This is a genomic window from Thioprofundum lithotrophicum, from assembly GCF_055387065.1.
On sequence record NZ_AP042379.1, the window covers coordinates 1,092,032 to 1,109,814 of the forward strand.

At 67.8% G+C, this 17,783-nt stretch carries 17 protein-coding genes and 1 tRNA gene; 12 read left to right on the forward strand and 6 right to left on the reverse strand.

The window, feature by feature from the left end:
* Position 1 precedes the first annotated feature (1 nt).
* From ACZ5BH_RS05170 to ACZ5BH_RS05190, 5 genes are read left to right on the forward strand one after another with little or no spacing between them, the layout of a single operon-like run.
* A complete protein-coding gene (locus ACZ5BH_RS05170) occupies positions 2–1,120 on the forward strand; it encodes an OmpA family protein (protein ID WP_464890849.1) in 1,119 nt (372 codons plus the stop codon).
* A 36-nt stretch (positions 1,121–1,156) separates the two neighbouring features.
* The gene (locus ACZ5BH_RS05175; RefSeq protein ID WP_464890850.1) at positions 1,157–1,813 is read left to right on the forward strand and encodes a hypothetical protein; all 657 of its coding nucleotides are present in this window, start codon (positions 1,157–1,159) and stop codon (positions 1,811–1,813) included.
* Positions 1,810–3,219 carry a hypothetical protein gene (locus tag ACZ5BH_RS05180; RefSeq protein ID WP_464890851.1) on the forward strand — a complete coding sequence of 470 codons (1,410 nt, stop codon included), beginning with the start codon at positions 1,810–1,812 and terminating at the stop codon, positions 3,217–3,219. Before ACZ5BH_RS05175 ends, ACZ5BH_RS05180 begins: the two co-directional genes overlap by 4 nt.
* 3 nt (positions 3,220–3,222) lie before the next feature.
* On the forward strand, positions 3,223–3,627 hold the full coding sequence (locus tag ACZ5BH_RS05185) for a hypothetical protein (RefSeq protein WP_464890852.1): 405 nt from the start codon (positions 3,223–3,225) through the stop codon (positions 3,625–3,627).
* Positions 3,624–4,820, forward strand: coding sequence for a hypothetical protein (locus ACZ5BH_RS05190; RefSeq protein ID WP_464890853.1), 1,197 nt, complete (start codon positions 3,624–3,626; stop codon positions 4,818–4,820). Before ACZ5BH_RS05185 ends, ACZ5BH_RS05190 begins: the two co-directional genes overlap by 4 nt.
* 5 nt (positions 4,821–4,825) lie before the next feature.
* Here the strand turns inward: ACZ5BH_RS05190 and ACZ5BH_RS05195 are convergent, their stop codons facing one another.
* A complete protein-coding gene (locus ACZ5BH_RS05195; RefSeq protein WP_464890854.1) occupies positions 4,826–5,995 on the reverse strand; it encodes a class I SAM-dependent methyltransferase in 1,170 nt (389 codons plus the stop codon).
* A gap of 68 nt (positions 5,996–6,063) precedes the next feature.
* On the opposite strand from ACZ5BH_RS05195, the gene ACZ5BH_RS05200 reads away from it, so the two are divergent.
* Positions 6,064–6,798: a pteridine reductase gene (locus ACZ5BH_RS05200; RefSeq protein ID WP_464890855.1), complete on the forward strand. Its 735-nt coding sequence runs from the start codon at positions 6,064–6,066 to the stop codon at positions 6,796–6,798.
* Between the two features lie 84 nt (positions 6,799–6,882).
* On the opposite strand, the gene ACZ5BH_RS05205 is transcribed toward ACZ5BH_RS05200, so the two are convergent.
* The 3 genes from ACZ5BH_RS05205 to folB all read right to left on the reverse strand — a co-directional run bounded on the left by ACZ5BH_RS05205 (position 6,883) and on the right by folB (position 9,923).
* Positions 6,883–8,907: a methyl-accepting chemotaxis protein gene (locus ACZ5BH_RS05205; RefSeq protein WP_464890856.1), complete on the reverse strand. Its 2,025-nt coding sequence runs from the start codon at positions 8,905–8,907 to the stop codon at positions 6,883–6,885.
* 164 nt (positions 8,908–9,071) lie between these two features.
* Positions 9,072–9,563 carry a 2-amino-4-hydroxy-6-hydroxymethyldihydropteridine diphosphokinase gene (gene folK, locus ACZ5BH_RS05210; RefSeq protein WP_464890857.1) on the reverse strand — a complete coding sequence of 164 codons (492 nt, stop codon included), beginning with the start codon at positions 9,561–9,563 and terminating at the stop codon, positions 9,072–9,074.
* A gap of 3 nt (positions 9,564–9,566) precedes the next feature.
* Complete coding sequence (gene folB, locus ACZ5BH_RS05215; RefSeq protein WP_464890858.1) at positions 9,567–9,923, reverse strand: dihydroneopterin aldolase; 357 nt, start codon at positions 9,921–9,923, stop codon at positions 9,567–9,569.
* 116 nt (positions 9,924–10,039) lie between these two features.
* Here folB and plsY point away from each other — a divergent pair, with 116 nt between their 5' ends.
* On the forward strand, positions 10,040–10,639 hold the full coding sequence (gene plsY / locus ACZ5BH_RS05220) for a glycerol-3-phosphate 1-O-acyltransferase PlsY (protein WP_464890859.1): 600 nt from the start codon (positions 10,040–10,042) through the stop codon (positions 10,637–10,639).
* 184 nt (positions 10,640–10,823) lie between these two features.
* On the opposite strand, the gene tsaD is transcribed toward plsY, so the two are convergent.
* Positions 10,824–11,840: a tRNA (adenosine(37)-N6)-threonylcarbamoyltransferase complex transferase subunit TsaD gene (gene tsaD / locus ACZ5BH_RS05225; protein ID WP_464890860.1), complete on the reverse strand. Its 1,017-nt coding sequence runs from the start codon at positions 11,838–11,840 to the stop codon at positions 10,824–10,826.
* Between the two features lie 118 nt (positions 11,841–11,958).
* On the opposite strand from tsaD, the gene rpsU reads away from it, so the two are divergent.
* From rpsU to ACZ5BH_RS05250, 5 genes are all read left to right on the forward strand, one after another.
* On the forward strand, positions 11,959–12,174 hold the full coding sequence (gene rpsU / locus ACZ5BH_RS05230) for a 30S ribosomal protein S21 (RefSeq protein WP_464890861.1): 216 nt from the start codon (positions 11,959–11,961) through the stop codon (positions 12,172–12,174).
* A 43-nt stretch (positions 12,175–12,217) separates the two neighbouring features.
* Positions 12,218–12,664 carry a GatB/YqeY domain-containing protein gene (locus tag ACZ5BH_RS05235; RefSeq protein ID WP_464890862.1) on the forward strand — a complete coding sequence of 149 codons (447 nt, stop codon included), beginning with the start codon at positions 12,218–12,220 and terminating at the stop codon, positions 12,662–12,664.
* Between the two features lie 54 nt (positions 12,665–12,718).
* Complete coding sequence (dnaG, locus tag ACZ5BH_RS05240; RefSeq protein ID WP_464890863.1) at positions 12,719–14,536, forward strand: DNA primase; 1,818 nt, start codon at positions 12,719–12,721, stop codon at positions 14,534–14,536.
* 161 nt (positions 14,537–14,697) lie between these two features.
* Positions 14,698–16,521 (forward strand): RNA polymerase sigma factor RpoD, encoded by a 1,824-nt coding sequence (gene rpoD / locus ACZ5BH_RS05245; RefSeq protein ID WP_464890864.1) that lies wholly within the window; start codon positions 14,698–14,700, stop codon positions 16,519–16,521.
* 80 nt (positions 16,522–16,601) lie between these two features.
* A tRNA-Ile gene (locus tag ACZ5BH_RS05250) sits at positions 16,602–16,678 on the forward strand.
* A gap of 114 nt (positions 16,679–16,792) precedes the next feature.
* Here the strand turns inward: ACZ5BH_RS05250 and ACZ5BH_RS05255 are convergent.
* The gene (locus ACZ5BH_RS05255) at positions 16,793–17,620 is read right to left on the reverse strand and encodes a phosphate/phosphite/phosphonate ABC transporter substrate-binding protein (RefSeq protein WP_464890865.1); all 828 of its coding nucleotides are present in this window, start codon (positions 17,618–17,620) and stop codon (positions 16,793–16,795) included.
* Between the last annotated feature and the right edge of the window lie 163 nt (positions 17,621–17,783).

The window sequence follows — 17,783 nt, forward strand, 5'->3', positions numbered from 1 at the left end:
CATGCTGCAACGACTGCTCCCGCTCCTGAGCACGCTCCTGTTCCTGCCCCTGACCGCGGCGGCTACCGGCATCGAGGGCGCCGCCGAACGCTATGCCTATCAGCCCGGCGACAAGGTGTTGTTGCAGACCGATCTGCGCCGCTGCCCGGTCGGTGAGCTGCTACCGGAGATGGGGGTGGTGAAAGGGGCCTACGAATGCGCCCGCTTCCAGAACCGGATCTGGATCCGACCCCTGGACATGGGCACGATTCTCTCGCTGGCTTTCCCGAAGACACTGCCGAAAGACTTCAGCCTCGAATTTCCCGTGTGGGTGGCGGCGCAGGGTTGCCCCTACGTGGAATTGCGCCTGCACTCGGCGGATCAGATGCTGCGCATGAACGAGGCCATGGCCTATGCCTATGGCAGCCTGGCCGGCGCCCATCTGGCCTGCGACAAGGCCCGCTTCGGCCTGCGTGACGATCCCGGCCAGCTGCGCTTCGATCTGTCGGCCCCGCTGGCCCGGGAAACCGTCCACCGCATCGCCATCCAGGTGCGTCGCGGCCTGCTGCGTTTTTACGTGGACGGCAAGCGGGTGGCCCAGCGGCCCTTTCATCCCCGCCGGCCCATCGGCGGCCTGAGCCTCTATTTCTATCGCACCTACGGCACGCCAAAACCTTACGCCGAGGCCCCCGCCCTGGTGGGTGATCTGCGCCTCGCCACCTACAGCCAGGCGGAAGCCGTGCCGCAGGCGGAACGGGATCTGATCCGGGATCTCGGCGCGGTGAAGACGCCCGAAGGCCTCAAGATCACCCTCAGTGAAGCCATCCTGTTCGACTTCGGCAAGTGGCAGCTCAAGCCCGCCGCCCAGGCGACCCTAAAGAAACTCGCCCGGCTGGCGAACCTGCGCAAGGGCCGGATCCGCGTCGAGGGACACACGGACGACGTGGGTCCCCCCCGCTTCAACCTGGTGCTCTCGGAGCTGCGGGCCCACGTGGTGGCCCTGGCGCTGGCGCGGCTGGGCGTGGACGCCCGGCGACTGGCCCCCAAGGGCTTCGGTGAAAGCCGCCCGGTGATGCCGAACGACTCCGACGCCCACCGCGCCCGCAACCGGCGGGTGGAGGTAATCCTGGCCCGGCGCTGACTTTATCCCACATCCGGATACGCGAGGCACGCGACCATGAACATCCGCATCGTTCTGCTGCTGCTCGGCCTGCTGGCCGGCACGCCCGGCCTGGCCCTGGAACGCTTCAGTTATTGCGGTGAGCTGCAACTGGCAGAAACCCCGGCCATGCCGATGCCCATGGCCAGCGGTCCCCTGTACGTGGGGCCGCTGGGCGTCACGCCCTTCCCGCCCCGATCCTGCGCCTACGTGCGGCTCGGCAAGCCGGTCGATGGACACTACACTCCCGCCATCGTGGTCTGGTCCGACGTGCCACCGCCGATGCCCTATCACGCCGACATCTATTCCGACGCCCAGCGCATCTGGGGCCACCGGCAGGGACAACCCTCGGCCGGCGATCCGGCCCGCAACCGGGAGATGGAAGTCTATCTCGATGCCGCCGCCGGCACCCCGGTGCTCGAGGCCGTACTCGACGCCCTCGGCCAGGGCCGCGACACGGCGGAGCTGGAACGGGCGCTGCCGGTGGCCATGCCCTTCGCCGGCGGGGAGAGCCTGCGTCTGAAGGTGCACTACCGGCTGTTCGACATTCGCCGCGATGCCCCCTTCCCGGCCGAAGTGCAGCAGCTGATCCGCGAAGCCCGTCGCCAGCACAGCCCCCATACCCCGCAATGGCAGGCCATCCGCATTCCCGTCCGCCGGGTTCCCGGCAAATGATCCGGATCGCGATCCTCGCCATCCTGGTCTGGACGTGGCCGGTGGCGATCCGCGCCGAAGCCCTGCTGGTGCTGGAAAACGTCGCGCGCCTCGATGCCCTGGCCTGCGACGGCCAGACCCTGGCCTTTGCCGTGGCGCCTCCGCCACCCCGCCAGCCAGCCGGCGCGCCACCCCGCTTTGTGGCGGTGACCGCCGGCGCGGCCCGCCAGGCGGCGAGCCTGGTGCTCGGCCTCTGGCGAGGAGGAGACGAACCCGCCTGGCTCGGCGCCCTGCCCGACGATGCCACGCACGGCGGCCACAGCGTATACGCCGCCGCTGCGCTGGCCTTCCAGCACGACAGCCTGTGGGCCCTGGGCGGGCGCAACAGTGACAACGAACCGATCGGCCGCTTCTGGCTGGCACGGATCGATGCGGCCACCGGCAAGATTGTCGATCTGCGCCGGGATCGCGGCCCCGCCGGCGACAGCCTGGCCACCGGCGGGGCCACCCTGTACTTCACCCGCATGGCGCCCCGCGCCGGTGCCAGCGGCGCCGATGGGACCGCCCATCTCGAACGACTCGATGGCTGGCAACTGCCGATCCGCACCGGCCCCGGCAATGCTGCCCCCGCGGTCATCGCCCTGAGCCAATTCTTCTGGCAGAGGCACGGCCTTGCGGCCGCCGACGCAGGGGTATGGGCGGTCGGCACCTTCAGCGGCCGGGTCGGGATCGGTGATCGGACCTTGGACAGTCCCCGGCCCGGCGAGCTGCCCCTGACGGGCACGTTTCCGCCAGGCATGCGCGAGAGCGTGGAACGGATGTTCCGCAGCCAGCCCCTGCCGCCGCTGGCGGCCCTTGCGATCCTCCACGCGAGCAGTGAAGGCCGGTTGCGCTGGGTGGCCAGCGTGGCGCCCGCCGAGGCCCGCTTCGGCGGCGCCGGCGGCCTGGATCTGGCCCGTGTGGAAGGCGGGCCCCTGCTGATCGATGCCCGGGGCCACAGCTATCTGCTCGGCCGCTACCACCTGGCCATCCGCAGCGGTGACCTGCGCCTCGCCCGGGTGGGCGAAGAGCGGGACGGCTGCTTCCTGGCCACCTGGGACGCCGACGGCCGGCCCCGCTGGCTGCGGGATCTGCCCTGTGACGGCAGCGAACTGCTGACCCTCGCCCGCCATGGCGAAGAGCTGGTGGCAGTGAACGCTCATCAGATTCTGCGCCTCTCGGCCCGCACCGGGGAACTGCGCAGCCAGCAGGCCCTGCCTGCCGGCGAAGTGCGCCAGGGCCCCGGCCTCCGCTGGCAGCAGGCCTGCGTGGCGGGCGGACGGCTCTACCTGGGCGGTGTGGCGAGCGGCGAGGTGAGTCTTGCAGGGCGCCGCCTGGGCACGCCGGGATCGGATGCCGTTCTGCTCGCCCTGCCGCTGCAGGACTGACCGATGGCACCGGGCCGGATCCTGCTCCTGGTGCTGCTGCCGCTTTCCCTCTGGGCGGCGTGGCGCATGGCCCCGCTGTTCGGTCCCGGTGCGATCCTGCCCCTCACCGTTCCGCTCCTGGCCTGGGCCGCGCTACGGACCGCCGGCGCGGTGCGCCCGGCCCGCCTCCTCGCCGGGCACCTCGTTGGGCTGCTGGTGGTGACGCTAAGCCTGCAGGGAGCGGGTTACCTGCACCTGCCCCTGCGCCTGCAACTCGTGGCGCTGGTGCTGGCCCTTCCCCTCCTGTTGCTGGCCATGGCCGGCGGCCGGAAGCTGCGCCCGTCTGCCCTGCTGCTGCACTGGCTGACCTGGCAGGCCTTCTACTGGTCGGCGTGGGGGGCGTTGTTGTCACCGGAGGGCATGGCATGAACCACCGCCTCGCGACCGCGCTGGCGATTCTGCTCCTGCTCGCGGGCTGTTCCTGGCCGGTCCCGCCCGGCGCCCGCGTGGAACTGCTGCATCCTCCCGCCGGCAGCATCACGGGACCCGAGGTGATGCTGCTGATCCGGGCCGTGGCCTGGGGGCCGGGCATGGCCGGCGACTGGGGCGACCCGGTGGGCGGCAACCAGCCGGTCTCCAGCGTGGCGATCCATCCCCTGGCCGTGGCGCTCGAGGTCGACGGGAAGCCCTACCGTGACCTGCACGGGGCCAATCTCTACCGCGTGCGTCTCCGCCTGGCGCCCGGGCACCACCGGATCCGGGTTCACGGCGCGGGGCGTGCAGCCGAAACGACGGTGGAGGTGCGGGATCCGCCGCCCCTGGCCTTTGTTCCCGCGCCGCCGGAAGAACCCCTGCCGGCGGCTCTGGAAGACCGTCTGCACAAGGCCCTGGCCGGGCCCGGAGACATCCTGCGCCTGACGCGTGACGGCGATAGCCTGCTGGTGGCGGTGCTCCACGGGCGCTACTGGCGGCTGTGGCGCCTGCCGCTGGCCACCGAGGCACCGCCCGCGGCCCCGGCGCTGCTGGAAGTCGAACCCAACCCCACGATCCCTTTCCCCATTCCACAGGAGAGCCTGGCCATCGCCGCCTGCGGCAACGGTTTCGCCGTCGCTGCCTGGCCGGCGGGTGAAGACGTGCTGCAGATCTGGCGCATCCCCCGGCACGGCGACCTCCGCCAGCAGGCCCGGCTGCCCCTCGCCAGCCTGGCTGCGGCCTTCGTGCAGAAGCAGGGCGCCTTCGATGCGCCCTCGCTGCTGGCCAGCCTGCGCTGCGCCGGGGACTACACGCTGCTGGGGCTGGCGGATCGGGTCCACCTGCGCATCGGCGCCAACGGTCAGTGGCGAGTCACGGATGATGCCGGCCCCCTCCTGCCTCTGCCCGACGGGCGCTGGCTGCTGCTCGACCCGGCCCGGGGCATCCTGCGCGACACCGACAAGGGGCAGGCCGTCGCCCTTCCCCTGCCATCCCGCGAGAGGCAGTGGCGGCTGCAGGAGCCTTTCCTGCCAGGGCGGATCTTCAACCGCCGTCCGCAATGGTCACTGGCACCCGGACAGCCCCCGCGGCTGCAATTCACCAGCCTCTATCCGGAAGACGACGGGGTGTTCACCCTCATCGCCAACTGAACCCCTCACAACAGGTGACGCAGATCCCGCAGGGCGAAACCGGGCTGCGGCGCGTCGAGTGCCTTCGTCAGCAGCATGACCTTGACCGTCTCGCCCATCTCCTGGGGCAGGGTGAGGCGGCGGATCGCATTGGCCGTGGCCAGCTGCTCGCGGGGATCGTCGACGAAGCCGGCCAGTTCCGGCAGGCCGCTGCCGAGCAGGAAGTGGGCCTGGGTGGTGTAACCGGCCACCCTGAAACCGGCGGCCAGGGCGGCGTCGGCGATGGCGGTGAAGTCCACGTGGCAGGTGATGTCCTGCAGGCCGGGGAAGCGAAAGGGATCGGCATGGCGGCGGTGGCGGTAGTGACAGGCCAGGGTGCCTTCGCGCCGTTCGGGATGATAGTACTCGCGCCGGCCGTAGCCGTAGTCGAGCAGCAGCACGGCGCCCTGGCGCAGGCGCGCGCCGAGGGTGGCGATCCAGTCTTCCGCGGTCAGGTTGATCTCGCTCACGTAAGGCTCGGGCAGGCCGGCGGCCGCGATGGCCGCCATGCGCGGCGCGAGGCGCGGATCGCTCAGGGGGCCGCTGCGCCAGGCGAACGCCTCGCCTTCCCGGGCCACCCAGGCTTCGCGGTGCTCGCCGTCCTGCCAGATCACGCGGTGCGCCGGCAGGGCGTCGAGCAGTTCGTTGGCCAGCACCACGCCGGTGAAATCCGCCGGCAAATCCTCCAGCCAGCATACGCGATCGGCCTGTTCCGCCAGGGTCGCCTGCTGGCGGGCGCGCAGCTCGGCGCTGCGCTCGAGGATGGCGTAGCCGGGCGCCATGCCCTGGCGCGCCAGTTCGGCCAGCAGATCGGCGGCCATGCGGCCGCTGCCGGCGCCCACCTCCAGCAGGCCGGCGTCCTCCGGCAGGGCCGAGAGCCAGGGCGCGACGGCCCGCGCCAGGGTGCGCGAGAACAGCGGCGAGATCTCCGGCGCGGTGACGAAATCACCCTCGGCGCCCAGTTTGCGGCTGCCGGCGCTGTAATAGCCCAGCCCCGGCGCGTAGAGCGCCAGCTCCATGAACTGCCGGAAGGGAATGGCGCCGCCGGCCGCCTCGATGGCTTCGGCAAGATGCGCCGTGACGCGCTCGCCGTGCGCCCGGGCGTCCGGATCGGGCGCGGGCAGTTGGCAGTCGGGAAGGGCGGCGGGAGGCGGCATGCGCAGGGGAAGCGGGGTTTGGGGTAAAGTAGCGCCCTTGCGGACACGGCCCGAAGGATAGCACACCCATGCACGAACACCCGACCGTTCTCATCACCGGCGCGGCCCACCGGATCGGCGCCACCACCGCCCGCTTTCTGCATGCGGCGGGCATGAACATCGTCATCCACTACCGCGGCTCGCGCGCGGCGGCCGAAGCCCTGCAGGCCGAACTCGAGGCCCGCCGGCCCGCTTCGGTGGCCCTGGTGCAGGCCGATCTGCACGACACGGGGCTGCTGCCCGCCCTGGTGGAACAGGCCGCCGAAGCCTGGGGGCGGCTGGACGTGCTCATCAACAACGCCTCGAGCTTCTACGCCACCCCCATGGGCAAGGTCACCGAGGCCGAATGGGACGATCTGCTCGGCTCCAACCTCAAGGCGCCCTTCTTTCTCGCCCAGGCGGCGGCCCCCTTCCTGCGCGCGGCCGGCGGCTGCATCGTCAACATCGTGGACATCCATGCCGAGCGGCCGCTGCGCGAATTTCCCGTCTACAGCATCGCCAAGGCGGGCCTGGTGATGCTCACCAAGGCCCTGGCCGCCGAGCTGGGGCCCGAGGTGCGGGTCAACGGCGTGGCCCCCGGCGCCATCCTCTGGCCGGAGCACCTGGACGAGGCCAGGCGGGAGAAGATCGTCTCGCGCACCTTCCTCAAGCGTCAGGGCGCGCCCGAGGACATCGCCCGGGCCATCCGCTACTTCATCCAGGACGCCCCCTACGTGACCGGGCAGATCCTGGCGGTGGACGGGGGGCGGAGCCTCAACAGCTGACAGGGAGGGAGTTGCCGGCATCTCGGGCACAAGCCCGGCCGGCGGCCTCCCGGCCCGTGACGCGGCGAGACAGACACTGGCCGCTCAGATCCGGAACTGGCTGGTGCGCTCGCGCAGGCCGCCGGCAAGTTCCCGCAGGCTTTCGCTGCTGGCCGAGGCGGCGCGGGCTTCCTCGGCCGTGGCTTCGGCGATTTCCCGCACGTTGATCACGTTGCGGTTGATCTCTTCGGCCACGCAGCTCTGCTCTTCGGCGGCGCTGGCGATCTGCTGGGACATGAGGGCGATCTTCTCCACCGCGCCGGTGATGGCCAGCAAGGCCCGACCGGCTTCCTCGGCCTGGGCCACGGTGCGCCGGGAACGCTCGTCACCCTGTTCCATGGCCGCGACGGCGGCGCGGGCGTTCTCCTGCAGGCGCCCGATCATGGCCTGGATCTCCTCGGTGGAACTCTGGGTCCGGCTGGCCAGGGTACGTACTTCGTCAGCCACCACCGCGAATCCCCGGCCCTGCTCGCCGGCCCGCGCCGCCTCGATGGCCGCGTTGAGGGCCAGCAGGTTGGTCTGTTCGGCGATGTCGCGGATCACGTCCAGCACCTTGCCGATCTCGTTGACGTCACTGTCCAGCCGCCGGATCACGTCGCTGGCCGAGACCAGCACTTCCGACAGATCCGCAATCGCCGTCACCGTTTCCTGGACCACCTGCTGTCCCCGTGCGGCTTCGGCTTCCGCCTCGCGGGTGGCCTCGGCGGTGCTCCCGGCATTGCCGGCCACTTCCTGCACGGTGGCCGACATCTCGTTCATGGCCGTGGCCACCTGTTCGATTTCCTGGTTCTGGCGCTCGATGGCCTCGCGGGTGCGGGAGGCGATACCCGCCCCCTCGTCTGCGGCCTGATTCAGGGCATCGCTGGCCGCCACCACGTCGGCAATCATCGCCCGCTGACGTTCGATCATGGCGTTCATGTCCCGGGCAATGACCTGCATCTCGTCCCGCGAATCGATGTGCAGGCGCGACGTCAGATCATGTTCGGCCAGCGCGCCCACCGTCTCCTGCACTCGACCGATGGAGGTGGTCAGGCTGCGCTTGAAGCCCATGAAGAGATAGATGGCCAGCAACAGCAGCACGGCGACGATCACGATCTCGGTGATCATCGCCTGGCGGGCCGCATCGCCCCGCATGAACAGAATGGCAGCCAACTGCCCCGTGGCCGCGTCGACCAGCTCGAGGGAGCGCTGGATGGCCTGCGTGCCCGCCGCAAAGACCGCTTCCGCACTCACCCGGGGCGGCGAGGCCTGCAACAGGCCGCCATCGACCTGGTCGACGAAGCGGTCGATGGCCTCCAGGGCCGACTGGCGATACGCTGCCAGCACCGCGGCATCGCCCGGCGCGGCTTCGGTCAGCATGTCCAGGGCATGATCCACGGCCGCGCGCTCGTCGCGAATGGTCTGAAGATGCGCCCCCAGGCGCAGGGCCGCAGCCGGCGCAAGCGCACCCCGCGCAGCGCCACCGGAGCCCAGTCCGCGGGCCTGGCCAAGGGTCTCGGCAAGGCGGGGGATGTGCTGGCTGACCATTTCCATCAGAAAATGGCTGCCCAGTTGGGGATCGATGAGCAGGCCCGAGCGTTCCACCACGGCCCGCAGCAGCTCCAGAACCTGGCCGATGAGTGCCGTATGTTCAGCGAAAACCCGATCCGCCGGTCCCTGAAAGGCCCGCTTCTGGAGCGCCTGCCAGTCGCGCCGCAGCGACTCGGCCCGGTTCCGGGACAGGGCGCGGCCTTCCTGACGCGACGCCAGCGACACCAGCCGATCCAGATGGCCGGCCACCGATTCGCGCAGGGCCGCGATGCGAGGGGCGAATTCCGCCTTCCCGGAGAGATAGGCGTGGGTCATGCCCCGCACCCTGGCCATTTCCTCATACAGCGGCCGCAGGGCCTGCAGGCTGGTCAGGCCGTCGATTTCGGCCTGGGCGTGCTGGATGTTGCGGGCGTGATCCCGCACATCGTCGACCACCAGATACAGCAACGGGGCCATGAAAATCGCCAGAATCAGCAGAAACTTGTGCGCAAGGCGCAGACGGTCGAGCAGCTTCATGGCCGGGACGAACAGCAGGTTCATGAACAGGGTTCCTCGCAAAGTGGGTGGAGCGGATGAGGCTGGCGGCCACCGGCGAACCGGTTCGGCCTGGCTCTGTTCTCGTCCCGGAAGGGTCAGACTTTAGTAGTAGACGTCGAAAAAGCCGCTCATTCCCCCTCGGGCTGATCCAGATCAACGGGAAGATGTCACCAGGAGAAAGGTATCGGCCAGATCCGCTGGCGGCTCTTGTCGAAATCGGCCCACAGTTCAGCCATGCTGCGGGCCGCGGTGGGATGGCGCAGCGTGGGGGCGATTTCCGCCAGCGGCCAGAGCACGAAGGCGTTTCGGGTGATTTCCTCGCGCGGCAGTTCGGGGCCCGGTTCGGGGCCCTGGACCACGTCGTCGTAGAGGAGCAGATCGAGGTCGAGGGTGCGGGCCGAGAAGCGCGGGCCGCTGCGCACGCGGCCGTTGGCATCCTCGATGCGATGCAGGATGTCGGCCACCTCGGCAATCGGCAAGTCGGTGTCGAGGCCGGCCACCAGGTTCAGGAAGTTGTCGCCGGCGAAGCCCACAGCCTCGCTCTCGTACACGGAAGACAGGGCCAGTTCGCCGAAGTGTTCGCGCAGGGCGGCCACGCCGGCGCGCAGGTGGCGCGGGGCGTCGATGTTGCTGCCGAGACTGATGTACACCCGGGCCACGGTTCAGGCGCGCGTGCCGCGCTCGATGATCACCCCCACGTCCCGCGCACCGCGCACCGCGCCCTGCTTGTTCACCCGCACCCGCACCCAGGGTACACCGAACTCCTCGAGCAGAATCCCGGCCACCCGCTCGGCGAGGGTCTCCACGAGCTGGAACTCGCTCTCGCCGACGAACTGGATCAGCCGCTTGGCCACCGCCTTGTAATTCAGGGTGTCGTCGATGTGATCGGACGCCGCGGCCTTGCGGATGTCGGCGCCCATTTCCAGATCGAAGCTGACCGTCTGCTTGATGCGCCGTTCCCAGTCGAAGATGCCGATGACCGTGTCGATGCGCAGATCGTTGAGGTAGATGATGTCCATGTTTTTCAAGATACAAGAGAAAAGAGAAACGAGACAAGCACGTTTCCTGCCGGCCAGCCGGCTTTTGTCCCCGTTCCGTCTTGCCTCGTTTCTCTTTTCTCTTGTATCTTCCTGCCATGCCCACCCTCGACATCCTTTTGATTCTCGGCGCCTACCTGCTGGGTTCGGTGTCCTCCGCCATCGTGGTCTGCCGGATGATGGGATTGCCCGATCCGCGCCAGGAAGGCTCGGGCAATCCCGGCGCCACCAACGTGTTGCGGGTGGGGGGCAGGAAACCGGCCGCCATCACCCTGGCGGGGGACATGCTCAAGGGCCTTTTGCCGGTGCTGGCCGGCCAGGCGCTGGGCGTCTCGCCACTGGTGCTGGGCCTGACCGGCGCGGCGGCCTTCCTCGGCCACCTGTATCCGGTGTTCTTCGGCTTTCGCGGCGGCAAGGGCGTGGCGACCCTGCTCGGGGTGCTGTTCGGCTTCCACTGGGCGGCGGGCGCCGCCACCGCCGGCACCTGGCTGCTGGTGGCCAAGGGCTTTCGCATCTCCTCCCTCGCCGCCCTCATCGCCACCGCCGTCGCCCCTCTGTACCTCTGGCTCCTGCTCGGCCCCCAGTGGGATCTCATCGGCATCACTGCCGCCATGGTCGTGCTCCTGTTCTGGCGCCACCGCAGCAACATCCAGCGTCTGCTGAGCGGGGAGGAGAGCCTGATCGGGAAGCAGGGCTGAATCTTCTTTCGAGGGGTTCTGGAAAGGAACACGGAGGGCACGGAGAAACGGAGAACACGGAGTGGATGAAGCCGACATGTCGGGCTAAAGCCCGACCTACCGCACAGATTTATTGCAACGATCAGGCTAACTCAAAATCCTCTGTGTTCTCCGTTTCTCCGTGCCCTCCGTGTTCCCTTCCACCTCACCCAACAGGTGTCAGCGATTCCAGATCCCAGCGGGCGCGGGCGGTGAAGGCGGGGCCTTCGTGCTGGCCGGCGGTGAGGCGTTGGCAACCGGCGTAGGCGATCATGGCGCCGTTGTCGGTGCAGAAGTCGAGGCGGGGATAGCGGACGGTGAACCCCTGCTTTGCGGCCAGGGCGTCGAGGCGCTGGCGCAGGCGGCGGTTGGCGGCCACGCCGCCGGCCACCACCAGGGTGGAAAATCCGGTTTGCTCGATGGCGCGGCGGCACTTGATGGCCAGGGTGTCGGCCACCGCCTCCTCGAAGGCACGGGCGATGTCGGCCCTGGCCTGTTCCGAACCGTCGGATGCCTGCAGGGTGTTGAGGGTGAAGGTCTTCAGGCCCGAGAAGCTGAAGTCGAGACCGGGGCGATCGGTCATGGGGCGGGGGAAACGGTAACGCCCCGGATCACCCTGCTCGGCCAGCGCCGCCACCGCCGGGCCGCCGGGGTAACCGAGGCCGAGCATCTTGGCGGTCTTGTCGAAGGCCTCGCCCACGGCATCATCGAGGGTATCGCCGAGCACCCGGTAGCGGCCGATGCCGCCCACGTCCACCAGCATGGTGTGCCCCCCCGAGACCAGCAGGGCCACGAAGGGGAAGGCCGGCGGCGCGGGTTCGAGCAGCGGCGCCAGCAGATGGCCTTCCATGTGGTGCACCGCCACCGCCGGGATCCCCAGACCGAAGGCCAGGCTGCGGCCGATGGCCGCGCCCACCAGCAGGGCGCCGATCAGCCCCGGCCCGGCGGTGTAGGCCACGCCGTCGAGGTCCGCGAGCGTCAGACCGGCCCGGGACATCACTTCCCGCACCAGCGGCAGGGTCTTGCGCACGTGATCCCGCGAAGCCAGCTCGGGCACCACGCCGCCGAACTCGGCATGCAGGGCCACCTGGCTGTAGAGCGCGTCGGCCAGCAGGCCCTGCTCGCTGTCGTAGAGGGCGACGCCGGTCTCGTCGCAGGAGGTCTCGATACCCAGAACGCGCATGCCGGTTTCCTTGAAAATGGCTGAAAAAAACCCATTTGGCCCTTTGCATTTGGCCGGGCAGGGTATTAAACTTGCGCGCCTTGCCCAATTCAACCGTTATTTTTGAGGTGAAGCCTGCATGCCTGCAGTCCGTGTAAGAGAGAACGAACCCTTCGACGTGGCCCTGCGCCGCTTCAAGCGCGCCTGTGAAAAGGCCGGCATCCTCTCCGAAGTCCGCCGCCGCGAGTACTACGAGAAGCCGACCGCCGTGCGCAAGCGCAAGCTGGCTGCCGCCATCAAGCGCCACCAGAAGAAGCTGGCCCGGGAACGCGCCCGCACCCAGCGCCTGTACTGATCGCCCCTTCCGTTCCGCCTTGCTGCGGAACCGGCCAGCCGCCATGAGTCCGCTCCACCAGCGCATCCAGGACGACGTGAAGGCCGCCATGAAGGCCAAGGACAAGGCGCGCCTGGGCGTGCTGCGCCTCGTCACCGCGGCCATCAAGCAGAAGGAAGTGGACGACCGCACCGAGCTGAACGACGATCAGGTGATCGCCGTGCTCGAGAAGATGGTCAAGCAGCGCAAGGATTCCATCGCCCAGTACGAGAAGGCCGGCCGCACCGAACTGGCCGAGCAGGAAGCCTTCGAGATCGGCATCATCCAGGAATACCTCCCCGAACCGCTCACCGAGGCGGAAATTTCGGCTCTCATCGACCAGGCCATCCAGGAAACCGGCGCCGCCGGCATGCAGGACATGGGCAAGGTCATGGGCTGGCTCAAGCCCCGCCTGGCCGGCCGCGCCGACATGGGCCAGGTCAGCCAGACCCTCAAGCAGCGCCTGGGCTAACGCGCGACCCGCGCGCCCCTTTTCTCCTTTCGCCTTTCTCTTGTATCTTGGGCCATGGCCCGCATCCCCCAGTCCTTCATCGACGAACTGATGAACCGCGTCGACATCGTCGAGGTGATCGACGCGCGGGTGCCGCTGAAGAAGGCCGGCCGGGAATACGCCGCCTGCTGTCCCTTCCACAACGAAAAGACTCCCTCCTTCTACGTCAGTCCCGTCAAGCAGTTCTACCACTGCTTCGGCTGCGGCGCCCACGGCACGGCCATCGGCTTCCTGATGGAGTACGACCATCTCGCCTTCCCCGAGGCGGTGGAGGAACTGGCCCGGCAGGCCGGCCTGGAGGTGCCCCGGGAGGGGCGGGAATCCTCCCGCCCCCGGCGCAAGGACGAACCCGATCTCTACGCGCTGCTGGCCCGGGCCGATCGCCAGTACCAGGGCTGGCTGCGTCAGCATCCCGAGGCGAGGCGGGCGGTGGCCTACCTGAAGCAGCGCGGCCTCTCCGGGGAAATCGCCGCCGAATACGGCCTGGGCTTCGCCCCGCCGGGCTGGGACAACCTGCGCCGGGCCCTGGCCGATTCGCCCGACGCGGAAAAGGCGCTGGTCACCGCCGGCATGCTGATCCCGAAGGAGACCGGCGGCGCCTATGACCGCTTCCGGGACCGGATCATGTTTCCGATCCGCGACCGGCGCGGCCGCACGATCGCCTTCGGCGGGCGGATCCTGCCCGATACCAGCGAAAACGACGACAAAAAGCCGGCAAAATACCTGAACTCCCCGGAAACCCCGCTTTTCCACAAGGGCCGGGAACTCTACGGCCTGTACGAGGCCCGCCAGGCGCTGCGCGACATTCCCCGCCTGTTGGTGGTGGAAGGTTACATGGACGTGGTTTCGCTGGCCCAGTTCGGCATCCGCTACGCGGTGGCCACCCTCGGCACCGCCACCACCGCCGAGCATCTGCACCGGCTGTTCCGGGTGGCGCCGGAAGTGGTGTTCTGCTTCGACGGCGACCGGGCCGGCCGGGAAGCGGCGGTGCGGGCGATGGAGAACGCCCTGCCGGTGATGCGCGAGGGCCGCCAGATCCGCTTCATGTTCCTGCCCGAGGGCGAGGATCCGGACACCCGCATCCGGGCCGTGGGCCGCGAGGCCTTCGAGGCGGAAATGGCGAACAGCGCCCCCTTTTCCGAATTTTTCTTTCAACATCTGACCCAGGCGGCCGATACTGCCACCATCGATGGGCGTGCCAAGCTGGTGGATCTGGCCCGGCCCCTGCTGGACCGGATGCCCCCCGGAGTGTTCCGTCACCTGCTGCTGCAGCAGCTCGGGCGGCTGGCCCGGCTCGACCCCGAGGCACTGGAGAGGCTGCTCGCCAGCCCGGACAAGCCGGCCCGGGCCGCCCAGGCGAAGCGCCCCGCGTGGCACAAGGCCGCCCCGGCGCCGCTCAGCCCCGTGCGCGTGGCCCTGATGCGGCTGCTGCACCGGCCGGCGCTGGCCAGCGAGGCGGGCGATCCAGCGCGGTTTGCCGAGCTGGATCTGCCGGGCCTGGATTTGTTGCAGGAAGTCATTGAAATCCTGCAGAAAAACCCCCATCTGAATACCAGCGCCCTGATCGAGCGCTGGCGGGAGAGCCCGCACTTCCCGCACCTCGAGAAACTGGCCCTGTGGCAGCCCGAGGTGGACGATGCCGAAGGCCTGCGGGCCGAGTTCCTCGGTGCCCTGGCCCGGCTCGACCAGCAGCGCCTGGAACACCGCTATGACCGGCTCCTGGCCCGCTCCGAACAGGGGCGCCTGAACGACGAGGAAAAGCAGGAACTAAAGACCCTGTTTGCCACTCTAAACCGTGACAAACGTTTGAATCCCGGTGGTATTTCCGAATAAATCCCCGATTTTCAAGGCATTTTCCAAAAACCCGTCTACACTTGTCCGGTGAGACGGCGGATCGGAAAAAGGTCTTGCCTGTGGTATAATTTTTCGGTTTCACGCCCCACTTCGTGAACTAGAGCACACGACCCGACATGAACCCAGCCAGAAATCACGCAATGGATCAGAACCAGCAGCAATCCCAGCTCAAGCTCTTGATCGCCAAGGGCAAGGAACAGGGCTACCTGACCTACGCCGAAGTCAACGATCATCTGCCGAGCGACATCGTCGATCCGGAACAGATCGAAGACATCGTCTCGATGATCAACGACATGGGCATCCAGGTCTACGAGACCGCGCCCGACGCCGAAACCCTGCTCGAGGCCAATCCCAACGTGGACGAACTGGCGGCCGAGGAAGCCGCCGCCGCCCTGGCCTCGGTGGAGAACGAATTCGGTCGCACCACCGATCCGGTGCGCATGTACATGCGCGACATGGGCGCCGTGGATCTGCTCACCCGCGCCGACGAGATCGAGATCGCCAAGCGCATCGAGGACGGCCTGAACCAGATGCTCTCGTCGCTGGCCATGTTCCCCAACGCCGTGGCTGAACTGATCGGCCTGTACGACGAAGTGGCCGAGGGCAAGCGCAAGCTCACCGATCTGCTCACGGCCTTCATCGATCCCAACGCGCCCGACAACATCCCCACCCCGGCGGAAGTGGCGGCGGCCAATGCCGCCAAGGCCGAGAAGGCCGCCAAGGGCGAGACCGAGGAAGTGGTGGACACCGGCCCCGATCCGGAAGAGGCCGCCGCCCGTTTCGACAAGATCCGCAAGCTGCACAAGCGCCTGGTCAACGCCACCAAGAAGCACGGCCACCGTGACAAGAAGGTGGAGAAGATCCGCCAGGATCTGATCGCCCAGATCATGGAGCTGAAGCTCACCCCCAAGGTGGTGGATCAGCTGGTGGGCAGCATGCGCGATCTGGTGGCCCGCATCCGCCAGCACGAAAAGGTGATCATGGAGCTGTGCGTGGACACCGCCAAGATGCCGCGCAAGGAGTTCATCACCTCCTTCCCCGACAATGAAGCCAACCTGGACTGGCTCGATGAACAGATCGCCTCGGGCGCCAAGTATGCCAAGGTGCTGGCCAAACACCGCGAGGAGATCCTCAAGGCCCAGCAGAAGCTGGCCGAAATCGAGGAATGGTCGGGCATCACCATTGCCGACATCAAGGACATCAACCGCAAGATGTCCATCGGCGAGGCCAAGGCCCGCCGGGCCAAGAAGGAGATGGTGGAAGCCAACCTGCGCCTGGTGATCTCCATCGCCAAGAAATACACCAACCGCGGCCTGCAGTTCCTGGATCTGATCCAGGAGGGCAACATCGGCCTGATGAAGGCGGTGGACAAGTTCGAATACCGCCGCGGCTACAAGTTCTCGACCTATGCCACCTGGTGGATCCGGCAGGCCATCACCCGCTCCATCGCGGATCAGGCCCGCACCATCCGCATCCCGGTGCACATGATCGAGACCATCAACAAGCTCAACCGGATCAGCCGCCAGATGCTGCAGGAGATGGGCCGCGAGCCCACCCCCGAGGAGCTGGCCGAGCGCATGGACATGAGCGAGGAGAAGGTGCGCAAGGTGCTCAAGATCGCCAAGGAGCCCATCTCCATGGAGACCCCCATCGGCGACGACGAGGACTCCCATCTGGGCGACTTCATCGAGGACACCAACGCCGTCTCGCCCATCGACTCGGCCACCGCCGAGGGCCTGCGCGAGGCCACCCAGGAAGTGCTCGAGGGCCTCACCGCCCGCGAGGCCAAGGTGCTGCGCATGCGTTTCGGGATCGACATGAACACCGACCACACCCTCGAGGAAGTGGGCAAGCAGTTCGACGTGACCCGCGAGCGCATCCGCCAGATCGAGGCCAAGGCCCTGCGCAAGCTGCGCCACCCCAGCCGTTCGGATCAGCTGCGCAGCTTCCTGGATCTCGACTGATCCCATCCAGCCCGATCGAAAAAGCCGCTATCCCCCGATAGCGGCTTTTTTCTTGCCAAGCTATAATTTTCGCCGTTGCCGGGCCTATAGCTCAGTTGGTTAGAGCAGGGGACTCATAATCCCTTGGTCCCAGGTTCGAGTCCTGGTGGGCCCACCAGATTCAGGGACGAGTGGCGAGTGGCGAGTGGCGAGGAAAAACCACGATATTCGCCATCTCGAGACGCGCTGACCTATCCCCGCCAAACAGCAGGTATCGGCCGATGCGCCGGCCTCACCAACCAAAGATCACGCCTTCCAGCAAGCGGTTGTAGCCGCGGTATTCCTTGTCCTCGGTCACCACGAAACCCTTGGCCTTGGGGGCGAAGCGTTTGCGAATCGGCTCGACGGCCTGTTTGCCCTCGCTGCGCACGGTGAGCCACTCGCGCAGGGTTTCCCGTTCGGCATCGCTGATCCGGTGACCCGCGACGGTCAGGGCCTGGTTGGGCATGGCCGGCGACGTGTAGAGAATCCGCATCTGCGCCTGCAATGCCGGCTTGACCTTCTTTCGGTAAAAGGCCGAGCGCAACACGAAGGCATCACACTTCCCGTTGTGCAGGCCGGCCTCGAGCACCTTGCCCATGCCGCCCCGGATGCCCTTGATCCGCGGTTGTCGCACCGGATTGTGGTAATGGGCCAGGATGCTGAGGGTGGAAAGATGCGGTGGTGAAATGCCGCAGATGACCCGACCGACCAGATCGTCCGGTCCCTGGATGTTCTCGTTGTCGGCACGGGTCAGCAGCAGGAACCGCAGTTTGCCCGGCAACCTGACCAGCGGATGATGGTCGAGATGGGCGATGCGCCAGGAAACGAAATGGGGGCCATCGAAAACGATGTCCAGGCGGCCTTCGCGCATGTCCTGCTGGTACTTGAACCAGCTCCCCGGATATTCGTAACGCACCGGCCGCCCCAGTGTCCGTGTCAGGAGGGCAGCCAGCGGCGCATACAGTTTCCTGGCCGCTTCGGGCGACTCCCTCGGCGGAGCCGACAGGATCAGATCCGCCGCTCGGGCCACCCCGGCAAGGGTCATGGACATCACCACTACCACCAACATCACGCGCATCATCCATTTCCTCTTCGTTGTCCGAAACCGGCCGTTCCGGGTTTTTGCTCCCCTGACAATGGATAGACGTCCGTGCCGCTGGATTTATTCAAAAACAGGATTGGCCCGCCCCTGCCCTATGCGCTTGGACATACCCCTTGCGCAATGCAAGCCGTGACCCGGT